This window comes from Streptomyces sp. NPDC020362 (assembly GCF_040642095.1).
Taxonomy (GTDB): Bacteria; Actinomycetota; Actinomycetes; order Streptomycetales; family Streptomycetaceae; genus Streptomyces.
Genome location: NZ_JBFAET010000017.1, coordinates 1 through 18,122 on the forward strand (window position 1 = coordinate 1; position 18,122 = coordinate 18,122).

17 protein-coding genes and 3 pseudogenes are annotated in these 18,122 nt (G+C 68.1%); 14 read left to right on the plus strand and 6 right to left on the minus strand.

Annotated features, from left to right (window positions below; genetic code table 11):
* The 7 genes from AB0H32_RS09940 to AB0H32_RS09970 form a co-directional block, all read left to right on the plus strand.
* A partial coding sequence (locus AB0H32_RS09940) for a hypothetical protein (protein WP_361117082.1) occupies window positions 1–377 on the plus strand: 377 nt, incomplete at its 5' end.
* Window positions 374–1,075: a class I SAM-dependent methyltransferase gene (locus AB0H32_RS09945; RefSeq protein ID WP_361117085.1), complete on the plus strand. Its 702-nt coding sequence runs from the start codon at window positions 374–376 to the stop codon at window positions 1,073–1,075. The genes AB0H32_RS09940 and AB0H32_RS09945, both read left to right, overlap by 4 nt.
* A 196-nt stretch (window positions 1,076–1,271) precedes the next feature.
* The gene (locus AB0H32_RS09950) at window positions 1,272–1,751 is read left to right on the plus strand and encodes a CBS domain-containing protein (RefSeq protein ID WP_361117088.1); all 480 of its coding nucleotides are present in this window, start codon (window positions 1,272–1,274) and stop codon (window positions 1,749–1,751) included.
* 401 nt (window positions 1,752–2,152) lie between these two features.
* Window positions 2,153–2,620, plus strand: coding sequence for a cation:proton antiporter (locus AB0H32_RS09955; RefSeq protein WP_361117091.1), 468 nt, complete (start codon window positions 2,153–2,155; stop codon window positions 2,618–2,620).
* A complete protein-coding gene (locus tag AB0H32_RS09960) occupies window positions 2,617–3,915 on the plus strand; it encodes an ArsB/NhaD family transporter (RefSeq protein WP_361117094.1) in 1,299 nt (432 codons plus the stop codon). The genes AB0H32_RS09955 and AB0H32_RS09960 overlap by 4 nt, the downstream gene beginning before the upstream one ends.
* A gap of 74 nt (window positions 3,916–3,989) precedes the next feature.
* Complete coding sequence (locus AB0H32_RS09965; RefSeq protein ID WP_361117096.1) at window positions 3,990–4,196, plus strand: hypothetical protein; 207 nt, start codon at window positions 3,990–3,992, stop codon at window positions 4,194–4,196.
* Window positions 4,197–4,250: 54 nt separating this feature from the next.
* Complete coding sequence (locus AB0H32_RS09970) at window positions 4,251–5,168, plus strand: NADP-dependent oxidoreductase (protein WP_361117099.1); 918 nt, start codon at window positions 4,251–4,253, stop codon at window positions 5,166–5,168.
* Window positions 5,169–5,344: 176 nt separating this feature from the next.
* Here AB0H32_RS09970 and AB0H32_RS09975 read toward each other — a convergent pair.
* Window positions 5,345–5,608 (minus strand): annotated as a pseudogene (locus AB0H32_RS09975) (nitroreductase/quinone reductase family protein); the annotation flags it as partial.
* Window position 5,609: 1 nt separating this feature from the next.
* Between AB0H32_RS09975 and AB0H32_RS09980 the strand changes: the two are divergent.
* The 3 genes and pseudogenes from AB0H32_RS09980 to AB0H32_RS09990 form a co-directional block, all read left to right on the plus strand.
* Window positions 5,610–6,189: pseudogene (locus AB0H32_RS09980) on the plus strand (PP2C family protein-serine/threonine phosphatase); the annotation flags it as partial.
* A 34-nt stretch (window positions 6,190–6,223) separates the two neighbouring features.
* Window positions 6,224–6,760 (plus strand): MarR family transcriptional regulator, encoded by a 537-nt coding sequence (locus tag AB0H32_RS09985; protein ID WP_361117102.1) that lies wholly within the window; start codon window positions 6,224–6,226, stop codon window positions 6,758–6,760.
* 342 nt (window positions 6,761–7,102) lie between these two features.
* Window positions 7,103–7,696, plus strand: coding sequence for a hypothetical protein (locus AB0H32_RS09990; protein ID WP_361117105.1), 594 nt, complete (start codon window positions 7,103–7,105; stop codon window positions 7,694–7,696).
* On the opposite strand, the gene AB0H32_RS09995 is transcribed toward AB0H32_RS09990, so the two are convergent.
* The 5 genes and pseudogenes from AB0H32_RS09995 to AB0H32_RS10015 all read right to left on the minus strand — a co-directional run bounded on the left by AB0H32_RS09995 (window position 7,697) and on the right by AB0H32_RS10015 (window position 13,402).
* A complete protein-coding gene (locus tag AB0H32_RS09995) occupies window positions 7,697–8,437 on the minus strand; it encodes a DUF4142 domain-containing protein (RefSeq protein WP_361117108.1) in 741 nt (246 codons plus the stop codon).
* Window positions 8,438–8,553: 116 nt separating this feature from the next.
* Window positions 8,554–9,299 (minus strand): annotated as a pseudogene (locus AB0H32_RS10000) (DUF4142 domain-containing protein).
* Window positions 9,300–9,433: 134 nt separating this feature from the next.
* Window positions 9,434–9,871 (minus strand): SPW repeat protein, encoded by a 438-nt coding sequence (locus AB0H32_RS10005; RefSeq protein WP_361117111.1) that lies wholly within the window; start codon window positions 9,869–9,871, stop codon window positions 9,434–9,436.
* 169 nt (window positions 9,872–10,040) lie between these two features.
* Window positions 10,041–11,720: a chloride channel protein gene (locus AB0H32_RS10010; RefSeq protein ID WP_361117299.1), complete on the minus strand. Its 1,680-nt coding sequence runs from the start codon at window positions 11,718–11,720 to the stop codon at window positions 10,041–10,043.
* A 287-nt stretch (window positions 11,721–12,007) separates the two neighbouring features.
* Window positions 12,008–13,402, minus strand: a complete 1,395-nt coding sequence (locus tag AB0H32_RS10015; protein WP_361117115.1) for an amino acid permease — start codon at window positions 13,400–13,402, stop codon at window positions 12,008–12,010.
* Between the two features lie 285 nt (window positions 13,403–13,687).
* Between AB0H32_RS10015 and AB0H32_RS10020 the strand changes: the two genes are divergently transcribed.
* From AB0H32_RS10020 to AB0H32_RS10035, 4 genes are all read left to right on the plus strand, one after another.
* Window positions 13,688–14,935, plus strand: coding sequence for an FAD-dependent monooxygenase (locus tag AB0H32_RS10020; protein WP_361117118.1), 1,248 nt, complete (start codon window positions 13,688–13,690; stop codon window positions 14,933–14,935).
* 43 nt (window positions 14,936–14,978) lie between these two features.
* The gene (locus AB0H32_RS10025) at window positions 14,979–15,386 is read left to right on the plus strand and encodes a nuclear transport factor 2 family protein (RefSeq protein WP_361117121.1); all 408 of its coding nucleotides are present in this window, start codon (window positions 14,979–14,981) and stop codon (window positions 15,384–15,386) included.
* Window positions 15,387–16,291: 905 nt separating this feature from the next.
* Complete coding sequence (locus tag AB0H32_RS10030) at window positions 16,292–17,236, plus strand: TniQ family protein (RefSeq protein WP_361117124.1); 945 nt, start codon at window positions 16,292–16,294, stop codon at window positions 17,234–17,236.
* A gap of 515 nt (window positions 17,237–17,751) precedes the next feature.
* Window positions 17,752–18,090: a hypothetical protein gene (locus AB0H32_RS10035; RefSeq protein ID WP_361117127.1), complete on the plus strand. Its 339-nt coding sequence runs from the start codon at window positions 17,752–17,754 to the stop codon at window positions 18,088–18,090.
* Window positions 18,091–18,122 lie beyond the last annotated feature (32 nt).

Sequence of the window (18,122 nt, forward strand, 5' to 3'; positions counted from 1 at the left end):
GGTTCGTCGGCGCGGCGATCCTCCACGACCTCATCCTCCTGCCCCTGTACTCGCTGGCCGACCTGTCGGCCCTCTCCGTACTGCGTCACCGAGCCACCGACGGACCGACGGTGCCGTGGATCAACCACCTGCGCGTCCCCGCCTTCCTCTCGGGTCTGCTCCTGCTGGTCTGGTTCCCCCTCGTCTTCCGTCTCGCGGTCCCCTACCCCGGTGACACCGGGCTGTCCGATGACGTCTACCTCGGCCGGTGGCTGGCGATCACTGGCGTGCTCTTCGCCGCCGCCGCGGTGGCCTTCGCGCTGAGACTGCGCCGCGTGCGGCGGGCCGGCTGCGGCGACGAGAGCCGACCCGCCTCAAGCCATGGCGCCGCACCGTGACAACAGACGAGGACGAGGACGAGCTGTACGACGCCGACGAGGATCCCTACGCGCTGGCCCTGCGATCCGGCAGTGGACCGGTGTATTTACGCCTGGTCGACGGGCGCCGGATCCGGATGCCGGTCCACCGGTGGCACGATCAGCCCACGGTGGCTGACAAGTCTGTGCTGGAACGCTGCGCCGGTCCCGTCCTCGATGTCGGCTGCGGCCCGGGCCGCATGTGCAGAGCACTCCTGAACCGGGGAGTCTTCGCCCTCGGGGTCGACATCACACCCCGCGCGGTCGCCCTGACCTGCGCCCTGGGCGGGCTCGCACTCTGCCGATCGGTCTTCGACCGGCTGCCCGCCGAGAGAGTCTGGCAGACCCTTCTGCTCATCGACGGCAACATCGGCATCGGAGGCGACCCGCACGGCCTGCTGCGCCGCTGCGGCGAGCTCGTCGCCCCCACCGGGTGCCTCGTCGTCGAGGTCGACCCCCATGACGTCGAAGAGCTGTGCACCGCCCGGTTCGAGGACATCCACGGCCAGAGCGGTCCGCTCTTTCCCTGGGCACGGCTCGGACGACGAGCGCTCCACAGGGTCGCCGAGGACCTTGCACTCAGCGTCACCGACCAGTGGACGAGCGGGCACCGATGCTTTGCCACCCTCACGCACCAGAAATCATTCCCTGAATGCTCTGACACGGAATCACCATGTTGAGAGGGGCAGGATCGCCTCTGTCCTAGCCAGAGCCTGTCGCACCCCTCGTGAGCGACGTCATCGCGCCCGGCCGCATCCTCACGACGCACGCCCTGCACCTGCCGGTTGTATCGTGCTGATACGTCAGCCAGCCTGTTTCGACGGACGACCGCACAGGCCGGCCGTCGGTGCAACAGGCCTGAGACGGGAGCCGAACGTGCGTGCGCGTGACCTGGCGGTGGAGTACGAGACGGTCGGCCTCGACAGCGACGCGCTGGACGCCGCACGGCTGATGGCCGAACACCGACTGCCCGCGCTGCTGGTGGTCGATGCGCAAGGCGCGCCGGCGGCGATCCTGCCCGCCTCCCAGATGATCAAGATTTTGGTGCCGGCCTATGTGATCGAAGACCCCACTCTTGCGGCGGTGGTCGACGAACGCCACGCCGACCGGCTGTGTGAGGCTCTGGCGGGACGCAAGGTGCACGAGTGCCTGTCGAAAACCGCGCCGCCACCCGTCGTTGCCGCGCCGGACGACACCGCCCTGGAGGTCGCCGCGCAGATGGCGCAGGTGCGCAGCCCGCTGGTCGCCGTGGTGGAGAAGAACAAGGCGGGCAGCCGCCTGCTCGGTGTGATCACCGCCTCCCATCTGCTGGAGCGGCTGCTCGCCGCCACCTCCCACGGCTCGGCGACGTCATGAGCCACCCCTGTCCTGCGTACCGCGAATGTCCAGGAGAGGGGCCAGGCCGAGCTGGGTGAGCGCCGCACGGACCTGAGGACTGGCGCATGTCACCGCAACCCGGCTGTTGTGGCGACGTGCCGCGAACAAAGCTCGGAAGAAGGTCTCCCCGCCGGCGCTGGTAATGCAGGTCACCCGGCGGGCCGCCCTTCGCTTGCCGGAAACCGGCAACATCGCGCCGTCCGTAGCGCCTGCCAACAACCTGTTAAAGACGCGTCAAAGGAAGGTAAGGTCCCCGGTGGTGTGCCGGGAAGTCTGGTCGGCGAGTTGAGGACAACTCTCTCTTCCGATCGGGGGCTCGGTCATGGTGTTGGTGGTGGTGTTCGGTGTTGCGCTGCTCGTGGCAGTGCTGCTGTCGGGCCTTGCGGCTCGGACTGTGCTGTCCACGTCTTTTCCTGGCCGGTGGCACGCTGGTCAGCGACGGTTTCCTCGGCCTGATCCACATCACACCGGACAGTGAGATCGTCTCTGTGACGGCCGACCTCGCCCTCTTCGCCGTGCTCTTCACCGATGGCATGCACGTCTCGCTGCCGAATCTGCGCGCCAACTGGCGAAACCCGGCACGGGCCCTTGGCCTGGGCATGCCGCTCTCCTTCGTGTACGGGCTGCTGGTGCTGCAGTCCGGCATCCCACAGGCCGAGGAGGCGTTCACGCTGATCGCGGTCTGCATCGCCTTCTCGATCGTCGCCCACAGCTCCACGGACGTGCCGATCGCCCGTGCCTTCGACGTCGACGACCTCGCGGGCATTCCGGACGGGCGTGACGGCGAGGACACGGACGCCCCCACACGCCCGGTACCGCAAACCCACGCAGCAACCGGAGGACCATGAACGACTGGCACAGCTGGGCAGCGATCGTCGTCTTCGTCGGCGCGTACGCCCTGATCATCAGCGAGAAGATCCACCGCGTCGCCGTGGCCCTGGGCGGCGCGGGACTGATGCTGGCGATCGGGGCGACCGACGACGTCTCGGCGTTCTACTCCGAGGACTCCGGCATCGACTGGAACGTCATCTTCCTGCTCATGGGCATGATGATGATCGTCGGCGTGCTGAAGAAGACCGGCATGTTCGAGTACCTGGCGATCTGGGCGGTCAAGCGTGCTCGGGCGAAACCTTTCCGGGTCATGGCCATGCTCGTGGTCATCACGGCACTGGCCTCCGCGCTGCTGGACAACGTCACCACCGTGCTGCTGGTCGCCCCGGTCACTTTGCTGGTGTGCGAGCGTCTGGCGCTCCCCGCGGCACCGTTCCTCATCGCCGAGGTCATGGCCTCGAACATCGGGGGCACAGCGACCCTGGTCGGCGACCCGCCGAACATCATCATCGCCAGCCGCGCGGGACTCACCTTCAACGACTTCATCGTCCACCTCGCCCCGCTGGCCATGTTCCTGGTGGTCGTGCTTCTCGTCCTGTGCCGGGTCATGTTCCGCAAGTCCTTCGCCTATGACGAGGACCGTGCCGCGGAGATCATGGCGTTGGAGGAACGCGAGGCCATCAAGGATCCGCGTCTGATGGTGCAGGGGCTGGTCGTCCTGACCCTGGTCGTGGCCGGCTTCGTCCTGCACCCGGTGCTGCACTACGAGCCCAGCATCGTCGCGCTGCTCGGCGCGGGGCTGCTCGTCGCCGCTACAGCGGTCGAAACGCACGAGGTCCTGGCCGAGGTGGAGTGGCCCACGCTCGCCTTCTTCGCCGGCCTGTTCATCATGATCGGCGGACTCATCGACACCGGGGTCGTCGGCGAGATCTCCCACTGGCTGGCGGATCTGATCGGCGGCAACGAACTGGGTGGCTCCCTCACCCTGCTCGGCGGCTCGGCGGTCCTGTCCGGGATCGTCGACAACATCCCGTACGTCGCCACCATGGCACCCATCACCAGCGACCTGGTCCGCGACATGGGGGGCTCGAGCGACCACGTCATGTGGTGGGCCCTCGCGCTCGGTGCCGACCTCGGCGGCAACGCCACCGCCATCGGCGCCTCCGCGAACGTCGTCGTCCTCGGCATCGCCGAACGCAACCGCCAACCCATCAGCTTCTGGCAGTTCACCAAGTACGGCCTCGTCGTGACCGCCGTGACTGTGGCTCTCTCCCTCGCTTATGTGTGGCTGCGCTACTTCGCCTTTTCCTGAGCTGGTCGCGGATCGGCCTGGGGGTACAGGGGTGGCACCGGCACCTCCCGTCATGGGAGGAATACGGTGGAATCGTGCGTGAGATCGCAGAAGCCGCCCTCCGCTTCCCCACAGTCACGTTCACAGCCGTGCTCGTGCTGGTCATCGGGTTCTGGGCGCTGATTCTCCTGGACCCGTCGAGGCTGCACCGGGCTGTCCATCGCGTGGATGCCGACCCGGAGAGGGTGTACACCAACCCGATCTCGCGATTCGAAGCCGACCAGCTGTTCACCTTCGTCTGAACACCCACCCGGAAACCAAAGTCCACAACACATACGAGGAAGGGGACAGTCTCAATGAAAGCCATTGTGGTGACCGACCAGGCCGCGGGAACGGCCGGGATGACACTGACGGAGCGGCCTGAGCCGCCCGCAGCGATCAATGACGTCATCGTTCAGATTCATGCATCGGGCTTCGTCCCCACTGAGATGGAGTGGCCATCGACCTGGACCGATCGCGCCGGCCGTGACAAGACACCGTCGATCCCCGGCCACGAGCTGGCCGGAGTGGTCACCGCCCTCGGCTACGGCACGACGGGGCTGTCGGTCGGGCAGCGGGTGTTCGGCCTCGCCGACTGGCACCGCGACGGCACCCTGGCGGAGTACGTGGCGATCGAAGCACGCAACCTCGCACCGCTGCCCGGCGACGTCGACTTCACGGTAGGCGCGTCCCTGCCGATCTCAGGACTGACCGCGTGGCAGGGGCTGTTCCAGCACGGCCGCCTTCAGGCCGGCCAGACCGTCCTCGCCCATGGCGCAGCCGGGGCAGTCGGGACGATGGTGACCCAGCTCGCACGTGAGGCCGGCGCTTATGTCATCGGCACCGGACGCGCCGCCGACCGTGAGAAGGCACTCGACTTCGGCGCGCATGAGTTCGTCGACCTCGAGAACGACGCGCTGAAAGACGTCGGCGGCGTCGATCTGGTCTTCGATGTCATCGGTGGCGAAGTTCAGAAGCAGTCCGCTGCCCTGATCAGGGCCGGAGGAACGCTGGTGTCCATCGTCGGCCCGGTTGAGGCGCGGCCCGCTGACGGCCTGGCGGTGGACTTCGTCGTCGAGGCCGATCGTGCCGGACTGGGTGAGATCGTGCAGCGGGTGCGGGACGGACGGCTGCGGACAAACATCGGTGACGTCGCAAGCTTGGATGATGCCGTTGGTGCCCTCAACCCGACCACGCGACGCAGCGGGAAGACAGTCATCCGCGTACGCCCGTAGGGAGTGATGGCCAAACTGGCGGGTCATCCTCACGGTGCACGAGATACAGCGGCTCAGCCGCGACGCCGCCGAACTCACCGCGCCCGCCGACCATCGACGTCAAACCGAACGGGACCCCCGGCATCACTCCCATGTCACCCCTGGTGACCTGCGGAAAGAGGTTGTGACACAGCTTCTCACGGCAACCGGGGGTCGATGTCGATATCCAGGCGTACGAAGGGGATGGCCCGGCCCACTTCCTGGAAACCGGCGTCGGTGCCGTCCGCCGGAATACCCATGAACGCGCACAGGCGCAGCGCGGCCCGAGGGTGCCGTCGGCCGTAGCGCTCCATGATCTCGGCACCTTCGTCCGGCGAGAGGAAGTGCGCCGTGACGGTGTGGTGCCGATTGCCCAGCTGGATCACGGTCTTCGGTTGCGCCTACAGGTTCTGGTACCAGGCCGTGGGGGACGTGCAGGGCAAGGGGCTGGCTGCCGTGGAGACCGCCGCCGTGGTGCTCGGCGCGTTCCGGGAGGCGGCCCACGACGAACCTGCTGGGGCTGGGCGAGCGCCTGGAGCGGAGCGTCGCCCGGGAGCTGGGAGGGGAGAAGTTCGTCACCGCTGTCCTGGCCGAGATCGGAGAGGACCATGAGGTCGTCTTCCTCAACTACGGCCACCCCGCCCCGATGATGGTGCGTCGCGACGGCACCGCAGACTTCCCGCAGCCGACCGCCTACGCCCTTCCTCTGGGGCTGAGCGCCCATGGGCTCGAAGGCCCGAAGCCCTATCGGGTGTCCTTCGCGCCCGGCGAGCAGCTGCTGCTGTACACCGACGGCGTCAGCGAGGCGCGGGATGCGGGCGGTTCCTTCTATCCCCTTGGCGACCGGGCGGACCTGCTCACGGAGCCCGACGCGGACTGCGCCCTCCAGGGGCTGCGCGAGGACCTGGTGCGGCATGCGGCCGGACCGCTCCACGACGACGCCGCGATGCTGCTGCTCCGCTACCACGGTCACGTGAAAGGAAAATCTGTTCCCATCGAGTGAGATGGCAACAGTCCCAGCACGGTAAAAAGGAAGCATGCCGGAGCGCGAGATCCCCGCGGGGACCATGGACGACGTTGATGCGGTCACCCGGGCGGTCCTGACCGCGTCCCGGCTGCTGGTGGCGGTCTCCGCCCGTTCCCTCGCCGAGGTCGAGGAGCGCGTGACCCTCCCGCAGTTCCGGATGCTGGTCGTGCTGTCCACCCGGGGCGCCACCAAGCTGGTGTCGCTCGCCGAGCTGCTCCAGGTGGCGCCGTCGACGGCCATGCGCATGGTCGACCGGCTCATCGCGGCCGGCCTCGCCGACCGGCAGACCAACCCCGACAACCGGCGCGAGACCCTGCTGCAACTCACCGAGGAAGGCCGGCGCACCGTCGAGGACGTCACCGCCCGGCGCCGCGCCGAGATCGCCGAGATCGTCTCACGGCTCGGCCCGACGCAGCGACTCGCGCTCATCGAAGCCCTCAACGCCTTCAACAAGGCGGGCGGAGAGCCCCCGGCTCCCGCTCTGGACGCCCCGGAACCGCACCCGTTGGGCTGGGTCGTGGACAGTGCGCTGGCGCTCGACGCCTGACTCTTCCCAGCCGGCGCTACCGCTTTCCCGGATGCTCTTTTCCGAACCCCACAGATCTTGCATAATGCAAGGGAATTATGAACCGACGCCTCGCTGCCGGACCTCGGCAACGTGCGGCACGTGAATGCGTCCGGCCGGGCCAGGCCGACCGTCCCGCGCCGGAGGCTGCATCGGCGGTCGCTGACGTATGGGAAGGATGCGGGGGTGACACCTGTGCGCCGAAGGCGTCGGCCCTCGCGCTCTGCCGAGCGCCACCTGATGACGCATCTGCGCACCTCGGTGTGGGGGCCCTCAGAGTTCATAGGGCTACCGCCCTGGCGGCTGGTTGCGAAGGGACTCCTCGTGGGGACCCTCGGCGCCGTGGCGATCGTCGGCACGACGCTCTTCGGTGCCTGGACGGGGAGGCCCCCGCTCGCCGACGGCGAGGCGGGCCTGGTCTGCGCGGCAGCCCTCGCCCTGTATCTGGTCTCCTTGGGGGCCGGACGCGCCATGGTCGGCATCGCCGCGGTACTCGGTGTGTGCCTCTCGCTCCAGGCTCCGCAGGCGGCCGCCGGGGTGGTGCTGGCGGAGCGGGGACGCGTGCAGTCCGTAGTGGTGACGTCGGTCGAAGACGGCCGGGCGACGAACGGCGGACAGGGCCGGTACCTCTGCTCGGTGGCAGACCCCGACGGCATACTGCTCAAAGTCCGCATCTGGCGAGGCTGCGGGCAGGCGACCCAGCCCGGAGACGCGCTCGCAGTTGTCTACGACCCCAAGGGGCGGGTGCCCACGCGCGGTGTGGAGGCAGAGGTCGGCGTGCCGGGTCCGCTGCGCGACCTGGCCCCGTGGGGCGCCGCCCTCGTGGCCGCGAGTCTGGTCGCCGTGGTGCGCTCCTATCGGCTCCCCGACCCCTCCGATGCACCGAACCCTGCTGGAGGCGGTGTCGCCCGCACTTGATCAGCCGACCGCTGGGGTGGGCTTGGGCGACGCGGTGTTGATGTTCAGGTCGGGGCGGGGTGTGAGGGCGGCCATCGGCGCACCGGGCTGCGGCGGGGGCGGGGTGAGCTGGTCCTTGGGGAGCTTCGGCGGGGTGGTCTGCTGGAAGTTGACCTGGTCGAAGTTCACCACGCCGGTCTTCTCCAGCACGGTGATGTGGTCCAGGACGGTGTCGTTGGCCAGGTCGGCGAGCGAACGAACCAACGTGTTCTGGGTGCTGGCGCGGATCTTGGCGATCGTCGGGAAGATCTGACCGTGAGTCACACGCATGATGTTGGCGGCCGTGCTGTCGAACTGCCTGCCGGACTGAGCCGCCGAGGTCGCGACGAACTGCTGCTGTTGAGGGGTGGCCTGGTTGGGCAGGGCGATGTTCAGCTGGGGCGCGATCTTGCGGCACAGCTCGTCCAGCCCCGCGTGACCGACGATCAGGTGCTTGCCGGCCTCCCGCATCTCCGGCGTTGAGCCCCTCTTCAGCGCCAGCTCGCCGAGGGGGTACTCCCAGAGACCGGCGGAGCGGACCTTCACGACGAAGTCGCGGTCGGCCTCGGTGAGCGGCCCCCACTGGGTGTTCGCGATGATGCGGGCCGGATCGCTGGATGTGTTCTGTACCCCGAGCATGGCGGGGTACACGAGAGCGGCCATGGTCGCTCCGAGCGCGCCGACCACGACGACGGTTCCGATCGTGTTGCGGGACAAAGGCATGGAGCCTCCAGACGCGAGCGGCTTGTACGCCAAGGGGTACGTGCGCACCGCCGCGACCGATCATTGCCCTGGGTAAAAATTGCACTCTGATATGTGTCATGCGCCACACGGTCGTGTCATCCGGCTGTCGGGGTGACGGCGGGCACAGGCGTGGCCGTGTTCGTCGGCACCCCGGCCGGGGGTATGAGGGCGACCACGGGATCCCTGGCAGCGGTGCCGGCGGGGTGACCTGAGCGGCCGGAAGCTTCGGCGGAGTCGTCTCCTGGAAGTTGACCTGGTCGAAGTCGACCAGGTCGGTGTTCTCCAGCACCGTGATGTGGTCGAGTACGACGTCGTTGGCCTGGTTGGCCAGCTGGCGGACCAGGGTGTTCTTGGTGGTGGCGCGGATTTTGGCGATGGCCGGGAAGATCTGGCCGTGGGTCACGCGCAGGATGTTGGCCAGGTCGGAGTCGAACTGCCTGCCGGAGTCCGACTTCAGGGTTGCCACGAATCCCTGCTGCTGCGGCGTGGGCTGGTTGGGCAGGGTGATGCCGAGTTGCGGAGCGATCCGACGGCAGGTGGCGTCGAGCGCGGCATGCCCGATGACCAGGTGCCGGCCTGCGGTGTGTACAGCCTTGGACGTGCCCTTCTGCAGGGCCGTCTCCCCGGACGGGAATTCCCACAGTCCGGCGGAACGGACCTTCACGACGAAGTCCCGGTCGGCCTCGGTGAGCGGGCCGTACGGGGTGTCGGCGATCACGCGCGAGGGATTGCCGGAGGTGTACTGCATCCCGAGCATGCTCGGGTAGAAGAGAGCCGCGAGCGTCGCGCTCAGCGCTCCGCCGATGAAGACGGTCCCGATGGTGCCGCGCGGGAAGCGCATGGTGCCCCCTGGTGCAGACGGTGGATGTCAGGGGGTACGGCACCGCCACAGAAAGAGAACCCTTGCCATGGGTAAAGATTGCATGATGCCATATGGTCAGGGCTCATACACCGACGGATCGATTCGTGATGGCGTCAGGACTCTGCCCAGGGCGAATGTGTGGCGATCAGGCCGAGCAGGAAGACCATGCCGCCCGTACAGCTGTTGCTCCAAACGACCCCGGCAGTCACGTTGTAGGCGGCCGTCACCGACGACGGTGAAACGATGAACCACATGCCGAGCGGCACCATGGTCCAGGACAGCTGCCGCATCCGCTCCGGTGCGAGGTGCAGTCCGAAGCCCAGCACCGCGACGCCGAGCCCCAGGACCAGGTTGGTGGCCGTGAGGTTCGGGTTGGTCCTGGAGAAGTGGACCACCCAGGGCGAGATCGCCGCGTAGATACCGGCCAGCAGGGCGAACGCCCCGGCGGCCGCTGTCCGGCTGTTCGTTGCCGTCTGCTCGCGGAGGGCTCGCGTCCCGGTCAGGTCGGGAGGATGCCTGGGCGACCCCGTCGACTGAAGTTGGTACGACATGGCGGCCACTCGCCTTCCTCTCGCGGCACGACCTTTTCATCATGCAAGGCTACGTCCCATTTGTATATGTCCGCCCCCTGGATTTCCGCCGTCGCGCGACTGCGGATGGCCGCCTCTGGGGTGCTGCCGGAGCAGGGGCGGGCGCAGTCCGTGGTGGTGACAGCCTGGCTCAGGATGCTGTGTGCACAGCGCGGAGTGCGCTCTGGTGGCTGAGCCAGCCGACCGGCTTGCCCTGGTTGGTGTCGAGGACGGGTAGGCCGGTTCCGGCGGCCGACAGCAGCGCGTGCAAGGCTTGCGCGAGCGGCTGGTCGGTCGTGACCGGAGCGGGTGGCTCGGCGAGCTGTCCGACGGTCGAAGGTGTCACGTCGGGCTGTTCCGCGAGGGCCTCGGCCACCGCCTGGGCAGTGACGACGCCGAGGTACTTCCCTGCGTCGTCGACTACTGGGAGAGCTCCGTGGCCGGAGAGGCCGAGCAGGTCGGCGGCGTCCGTCAGAGCCGTGGTCGCGGGCAGAGGCGAGGGCAGCGCTTCCATGACGGCGCCGACGTGCTGGGCGCCGATCCTTGCCCCCGGTGCCGGGCCGTCGAGGTCGATGCCGCGGCGGCGCAGTTTGAGGGTGTAGATGGTGTCGCGGGAGAGCAGGCGGCTGGTGGCGGTGGCCAGCACGATGGCCAGCATCAACGGCAGGATGATCGAGTACTCGCCGGTGAGTTCGAAGAGGATCACCACGGCGGTGATCGGTGCCCGCGCCGCCCCGGCGAACACCGCGCCCATGCCGACGAGCGCGTACGCCCCCACCGCTCCGGCCGAACCGGGCAGCAGATGCTGGACGCCTGTGCCGTACGCCGAGCCGAGCATCGCGCCGATGAACAGGCTGGGTGCGAAGACGCCGCCCGAGCCGCCGATGCCGATGGTCAGGCTGGTCGCCAGCATCTTGCCCGCCAGCAGCAGGAGCAGGAAGCCGGCCGCGTACCCGCCCTCGGCCGCCTTCTCCAGGACCGGGTAGCCGACGCCGTACATCTCCGGCAGTGCCAGCAGCACCAGGCCGAGCGCCAGCCCGCCGACCGCCGGGCGCAGCCACTCCGGGCCGCGCCAGAGCCAGTCGCAGGCGTCCTCGATCAGGTACAGGAAGCGCGCGAAGCCCATCCCGACAGCGGCCGCGACCACGCCGAGCAGGGCGAAGAGGCCGTACTGGGCGAGGTGGGCGACATGGAAGTCGGGCAGGTTCAGGAAGGCCGTGTCACCGAAGGCGGCCCGTCCGATGATGCTCGCGGTGACACTGGCCAGCACCGTCGCGCCGAACGCCTCCGCCGAAAAGGTCCCCAGGATCAGCTCCATGGCGAAGAAGACACCGGCCAACGGGGCGTTGAAAGTGGCAGCGATGCCACCTGCCGCGCCACACGCGACCAGCAGCTTCACCCGACTCTCGCTCACCTTCGTCACCCGGCCGAGCGTGGAGCCGAGCGCCGAGCCGATCTGCACGATCGGGCCCTCGCGGCCCACCGAGCCACCCGAGCCGATGGTCAGGGCGGAGGCGAGGGTCTTGACGACGGCGACCTTGGGGCTGATCCGGCCGCCGCGCTGGGCGACCGCGAGCATCACCTCGGGTACGCCGTGTCCTCGGGCCTCCTTGGCGAAGCGGTTCACCAGCGGTCCGTACAGCAGACCGCCGATCACCGGAGCGAGCAGCACAAAGTACGGACCGAGCCACGACGCATGCGGATTGCTGGCACCCGGAGATGCCGCATAGTCGGCGTGACCGGAGAAGAGGTGCGTGAAGCTCTTGATGCACCAACGGAAGACGATCGACCCTGCTCCGGCCCCGGCCCCCACCACGACAGCGAGTCCCATCAGGCCCCACGGGGCGGTCCGGACAGCCGAGAGGGCTGGTTTGGGCATGAACCCGCCCGTCGCCGTGTCGGCCACTCGCTTCCCGTCGGTTGCCGCCGGTATGGCACTCATCGCATCCCCTTCCACACCTTTGCATTATGCAAAACGAGTCAAGGGGTGCGTCTCGGGGTGAGGGGCAAGCTGTGAGACGACGTCTTCAGCGGCAGCTTCACACGTGGGCCGGCGTTGCGTGCGCCGTGCCGCCCACCAGCCGTTCGCGACGATGACGACTGGCCCCTCCCCGGGCGTCAGTCCACTTCGGCGCGCGCCTCGACGTCCTCGATGTCGGCGGGACGTCCGGCCCGGGTCCAGCGTGCATAGAGGCCGGCCGCGATGAGCAGGGTCGCGGCCAGGGACAGCATCGGCCAGCCGCGCAGCAGGTTCACCGCGAGGGTGAAGGCGACGGCCGCTGCGGCAAGGCCGTTGACCCAAGCCAGGGCGATCTTCCTTTCCCGCCGGGCGAAGCGGGCCATGGCGACAAGGCCGACCAGGAAACTGACGAAGACGGCGACCGCGTAGAACAGGACCAGTTCCTGCTCCTGACCCGCTGCCGCAACGATGATCACAGCGGCGGCAGCCAGGTAGACCACCACCGACCAGTACGGGGTGTGGTGCCGGTTGGCCCGGCCGAGCACCGGCGGCAGCACACCCGGCCGGTCGGCCGTCCCCGCCAGCGCCTTCAGCAGTCCGGGCCCCGCCTGGAACGAGGAGCTGGCCGCGGCGAGCAGCAGGAGCGAGCTGGTCAGCTGGAACGCTCCGTACAGCCACCCCGGGCCGGCGGCGGCGTGCGCGATGTCGGCGATCTGAGTGGAGTCGGCGCCGGGAATGCCGATGTGCAGGCGCACGGCGAGTGCGGTGAGGGCCAGAGTGAGGCCGCCGACGATGACCAGCAGGAGCGCGAGCGTGCCACGGCCGAAGCGGCGGCGGTGGGTGTCGTCCAGCTGGCCGAGCTGCGCGATCGCGGTCGACGGCGCCTCGACTCCGGTGGCCAGCGCCATGGCGACCGGGAAGGCCAGAACGACGGCGAGGACGGCCGACCGGCCCGGGTCGGCTGTGGCGGCCGCGTGGCCGGTGGCATGGGGTGCGGTGAAGCCGAGCACGAGGACGGCGACGGAGATGAGGACGAAGGCCACGGTCATGACGGCGAACAGCAGCCGGCCGCCGTGCCCGAACCAGGTCAGTCCCGCCACTACCAGGAGCAGCAGGAGTGCAAGCGGGATGCGGAGCGGGGCCAGGCCCGGGAAGAGGGCGATGACCGCGCTCGCCGCAGCCGCGATCGAGATGCCGATGGTCAGGACGAAGTCGACCACCAGTGCGCCGATGGGCAGGAACGTCCACCGCGGACCGAAGGCCCGTCCTGCGGCGGCGGCAGCGCCCCCGCCCTTGGGGAACCTCCGCACGAGCTGCCAGTAGTTCGCCGTGACGATCACGACGAGGCCGATGACCAGGCTCATCGTCGGCAGCAGCAGTGCCAGGTCGCCGTGCAGTGCACGCAGGGCCGCCTCGATCGCGTACGCCACCGAGGAGACCGGATCCGCGATCACCGCGAAGGCGAACGCGAAGAAGAGAACCGAACGGCGCGGGCCGCGCACGACAGGAGGCGCGGCTACGGACCTGGCGGCTGCCGACTTCAAGGGGGTCACACGAAGACCTTCCGGTACGTCCTGACGGACGGATTGGATGAGGACGCTTCGCCGACCAGGCTTCCCGGCACACCGATGTCAAAGCTACGTCAAAGGTCCGTCAGCGAGGTGTTAGAGACGCGTCAAGATTCCTGCTGCCCAGCTCCGCTAAGGATGGGGACGCCTCCGCCTGCCGAACGGAGCCCTCTTGACTCCATGCTTTGCATAGTGCAAAAAATGTGGGAGGGGTGCCTGATGGCCCCGCCCTGATCAGCCTGTGGAGCGCGAGGAAGGCGGTGCGCACCGATGAGGGTCGTCATCTGCGGGGCCGGGATCGCGGGGCTGGCCCTGGCCGGCCGTCTGCACAACCTGCTCGGCTGGGAGGTCGTAGTCCTTGAGAAGGCTTCACGGCCGCGGACCGAGGGGTACATGATCGATTTCTTCGGCCCGGGCTACGACGCAGCCGAGGCCATGGGCGTGCTGCCCTGGCTGGAAGAACTCAGCTACCCGGTGTCCGAGGCGGCATTCCTGGACGAGCACGGGAACTGCCGTGCCAGGCTCGGGTACGGCCCCTTCGCCCGCGCCATGAACGGACGCCTGCTGACCATCATGCGGCCCGACCTCGAACTCGCCCTGCGCGAACGGCTGTCCCTCGCCGTCGGTCTGCGCTTCGGCAAGGGTCCGGCCCATGTCGCCCTCCGCGCGGATGGCGTGCGCGTCACCCTCACCGATGGTGACAGCATCGACGCCGACCTTCTCGTCGGCGCCGACGGCGTCCACTCCACGGTGCGCACCCTGACCTTCGGCGAACAGGCGAGTCACCTGCGCCACCTCGGCTATCACACCGCCGCGTTCACCTTCGACGACCCCGGGATGCACGCGGAACTCGGCGATCGGTTCTGCCTCACCGACACCGCTGAGCGGCAGATGGGCATGTATGCCCTGCGTGACGGCAAGGTCGCCGTTTTCGCCGTGCACCGCGCCACCGATCCGGAACTTCCCTCGGACACACAGGCCGCTCTGCGCGGCGAGTACGGCTCACTCGGCTGGCTGGTCCCCCGAGCCCTGGCCAAGTGCCCACCGTCCCCACAGGTCTACTACGACCAGGTCGCACAGGTGGACATGCCGAGTTGGAGCCGCGGCAGGGTCGTGCTGATCGGCGACGCCTGCCAGGCCGTGTCTCTGCTCGCCGGACAGGGCGCCTCGCTCGCGATCGGCGGCGCCTACGTCCTGGCCGACCAACTCGCCCGCGCCTCCCGCATCGAAGATGCGCTGCATGGCTACGAGCGGCTATGGCGGCCCGTCATCACGCACAGGCAGCGCGTCGCCCGCCGGGCCGCCCGCTGGTTCGTTCCCGGATCGCCGCGGGACCTGCGGGTCCGCCACGTCGCCCTAAGGCTCTCCGATCTGCCTGGTGCACGTCGGCTCGTCGGACTCTCACTCGCCGGGAGGCAGCGCCCGCCCTTGCGGCAAATCGCCTCGGTCCCGGCCTGGGTGAGCACGGACCACAGACCCGGCACCATCCACAACGACGCGACTCCGCGCATGCCATGAGGGCTTCGGTGCGCCGACAGCCCCGCAGCCCGGAAAGGTTCACATGTCATCCAGCCCCCGTCCCGGGCCGAGCGACGTCACCGCTCGACTGCGCAGAGCCGTGGAAACCGGCGACTGGCAGTCACTCGCCGAGGTCATACACCCGAATGTGCTGTGGGGCACGCCCGAAGGAGGCGGTACCGGCTGCCGAGGCCGCTCCGCCGTCCTCAGCCGCTGCGCGGCTCTGCACGCCGACGGGCTGCGCGTGACGGTCGATGAAATCTTCACCTATCCAGCAGCCGTCGTCCTCGGCCTGCACCCTCAAAGAGCCCTGCCGACCTCAGGTCCGCACGTGGCGGTGTACCAGGTCTACGACATCACCGGCGGCCTGATCACCCGCATCACCGGTTACGCCGACCGCTTGGAGGCACTCGATGCGGCATACACCGGAGCTGCCACCACTGGCCTCTGAACCACTGGCCCTCACCGGCATGCCGTACGAGACAACCACGATCGACCTCGATCCAGGCAGCGCCCTCTCGCCTCCTCGTCGCCCGGCTCGCCGAGCGCTGAGGCTGCCGCCACGTGCCAGAACCACAAGACGATCTCGCCCGAGCAACCCGTCGAGTGCCCCACGGGCCGGATGTGTGGGTCAGTCGAGCGAGATCACTCCGTTTGGCAGCCACCCGTCCCAGTAGCCGTCCATGAAGTCGAGCAGCTGTACCGGGTCAGGCGTTACCTCCGCCGACCGAAGCTCTGCGGTTGTCCACCATCGCCCGCACAGGCCGAGGGCAGTCCGTACGTTCGCCGGCCAGCCTCCTACGGCTGGCCGCACCACGACGAGGTACTGAACGCCGGTCGACGCGTCGCGGGGAAGTCGGCCGATGAGGGGCGGGATACGGAGCGCGCTGGGAAGACGTGCGACGTGACGCAGGTAGCGGCTCGCCGCACGGCGACAAGTGTCACCACGCGGTATGGCAACCGTCGGCACAGTCCACAGGACGTCCCGCGCGACCGGACGCGGCAGGAGCAGCAGTCTGCGGTGGGGCGAATCGATGAGGACGGGTCGCACGACATCGCGGCCCTCCGGCTCGGCATCTCGCATGCTCCAAGACTTCCTTGATGCTATTCGAATAGCACATCGGATACCCCACCGGAGTGACAGCACGGACACGCCACCCCAGTGTGTTCACGACGGTCACTCGGATCGGTGGTCTGCGACGTCCCGGGGATTCGTCAGCCACGGGCTGCCCAAAGATCTGCCGCATGGGAGCAGCCAAGAAGGATGCAGACAGTCGACGTCGGCCGGAACCGCTGCAGACGCAACCAGCGTTGCCGCCGGAGGAGGGGGAGTCTCTCGCCAGCTGAGTCCGTGCGGTGGCCGAGCAGCGAGGAACGGAGCTGAAGGCTCTCCTGCGTGAATTTCGGGTACGCGAGCTCGGCACCCTTTCCATGGCGGAGATCCGCCTGTCCGACCCGGTTGCCCGGAGGATCGCAAAGCTCACCGGAATCGATGTGCCAGTCCTGCACGGCATGACGCTGGCCCGATACGCCGGCAACGCGCTTCCGCACCTCCCACTGAACCCGTGGATGGACAGTGCTGCCCTGGGCCAGTGGTACAGGGGGGCGTGGTTCCACGGCTCAGAGGCTCGTTGGTGCCCGCGGTGTCTGAGGCAGAACGAACAGTGCTGGCCGTTGCGCTGGAAGCTGCCTTGGTCCTTCGCATGCGTCAAACACGGCGTGTTCATGGTCAGCGAGTGCCAGGCCTGTCAGCCCCCTGTCCACTTCGGCCAGGACGGGGTGCCACCCAGAAGATGCGACAGCAGGGTCGAGGACCGCCTGTATCGCTATGGCGTCGATGAACGCTGCAGCCACCCCCTGGCCATGTGCCGCCCGGTACCCGTCAGCGACGAGGCTGTCCTTGCCCTGCAGTCACGTATCGACAACCGGCTCGAAGGAACGCCGACGCAGGACGACCGGCAACTCGTCTCTCTGGCCGCCGTCCTTGTCCCGCTCCTGTCGCCGTCGATGCTCCGGCGCGGAGATCCTGTCCTTCTGTACGCGCTGCGAGGCGCCCGCGCTCCACGGCCACGCAGGGAGAGAGGGCTGTGGGCCGACCCGCTGCGGGTCGCCGCGGCCGCGTGTGCAGCGGAGTACATGCTCAGTCGGACGTCCTCCCGGGACTGGATCGCAGAACGGATCGCCGACCTACGGATCGTCGACCACCGCCACACACCGTGGCGGATGGACGTGATGGAGTGGGCGTACGGACCGGCGCTGCGGCCGAACCCTACATCCAGGACTTGGTGCGTCTTCAGGTGATCATCCCCGACGGCTGTTGGTAGCACCCCGCGCCCAGGTCCCCAGGGGCAGTGGAGACCCAGGCCTGGTCCCACGAAAGCCTCCGACTCCTGAGACAGGGTTACCTGGTTTCCTTCACCGTTTATTCACGGAAAGGACTACACCCCTGAAAGGTAATTCATAGAGACAGTGTAACTGCCCCTTGCTTTGATACATGCACCATGACGGGTATCACCGATGAATGAGGGGACCAACCCCACAGACAAGAGCACGGGCACTCGCCATGACAGGCCTGGCATCCGAACTGGATACCCTCGCCCTTGCCTCGAACATGCAGCGGTCAGGGTAATTGTTCACGTCGCTACTTCGAGTGAAGAAGCCCTTGCGAGAGAGGTAAGTTATGCCCTCTCATAGGTAGGGTTCTGCGGTGATTGAAAACCTTCCGTGGGAACAAGTCGCCGGCAATCCGGAGAAGTACATCCAGCTCCTGGAGGAGAGGGAGGAGGAACTGGCAGCGCGACACGTACAAAGTGCGCATGGAGCTGCGTCTGGTACGGCAGCTCAAGAAGCAGATGGACATCGCCGAGGAGTGGCGTGAGTCCGGCATCCCGGAGCCACGCCGACCCGAACCCGGTTACGAGAGCCCTGCACAACAGGCCGCGGAAGGAGGAAAGCCACCCCGCAAGGACCGCATCCTCCACTTGATGAGCCAGGACCCACAGAGGCTGTGGAAGGCGCTGGAGATGGCAGACGCCCTCAACGAGAGCGAGAAGGGGAAGAGCGTGCGCGTGGCGATGGACGCGCTGCACCGATCCGGAAAGATCGCAAAACTGCCGAATGCCTTCTACCAGTACGCGCAGCAGAAACAACTCTGACTGAAGTCAGCGAGAAGGCCGCCACCGAGGAG

Bases quoted from the DNA above. Each gene is read 5' to 3' on its own strand.
- AB0H32_RS09985 (WP_361117102.1), top strand. From the start codon at position 6,224: ATGCCGGAGCGCGAGATCCCCGCGGGGACCATGGACGACGTTGATGCG.
- AB0H32_RS09970 (WP_361117099.1), top strand. From the start codon at position 4,251: ATGAAAGCCATTGTGGTGACCGACCAGGCCGCGGGAACGGCCGGGATG.
- AB0H32_RS10020 (WP_361117118.1), top strand. From the start codon at position 13,688: ATGAGGGTCGTCATCTGCGGGGCCGGGATCGCGGGGCTGGCCCTGGCC.
- AB0H32_RS10025 (WP_361117121.1), top strand. From the start codon at position 14,979: ATGTCATCCAGCCCCCGTCCCGGGCCGAGCGACGTCACCGCTCGACTG.
- AB0H32_RS09995 (WP_361117108.1), bottom strand. From the start codon at position 8,437: ATGCCTTTGTCCCGCAACACGATCGGAACCGTCGTCGTGGTCGGCGCG.
- AB0H32_RS10010 (WP_361117299.1), bottom strand. From the start codon at position 11,720: ATGGGACTCGCTGTCGTGGTGGGGGCCGGGGCCGGAGCAGGGTCGATC.
- AB0H32_RS10005 (WP_361117111.1), bottom strand. From the start codon at position 9,871: ATGTCGTACCAACTTCAGTCGACGGGGTCGCCCAGGCATCCTCCCGAC.
- AB0H32_RS09960 (WP_361117094.1), top strand. From the start codon at position 2,617: ATGAACGACTGGCACAGCTGGGCAGCGATCGTCGTCTTCGTCGGCGCG.
- AB0H32_RS10035 (WP_361117127.1), top strand. From the start codon at position 17,752: ATGGAGCTGCGTCTGGTACGGCAGCTCAAGAAGCAGATGGACATCGCC.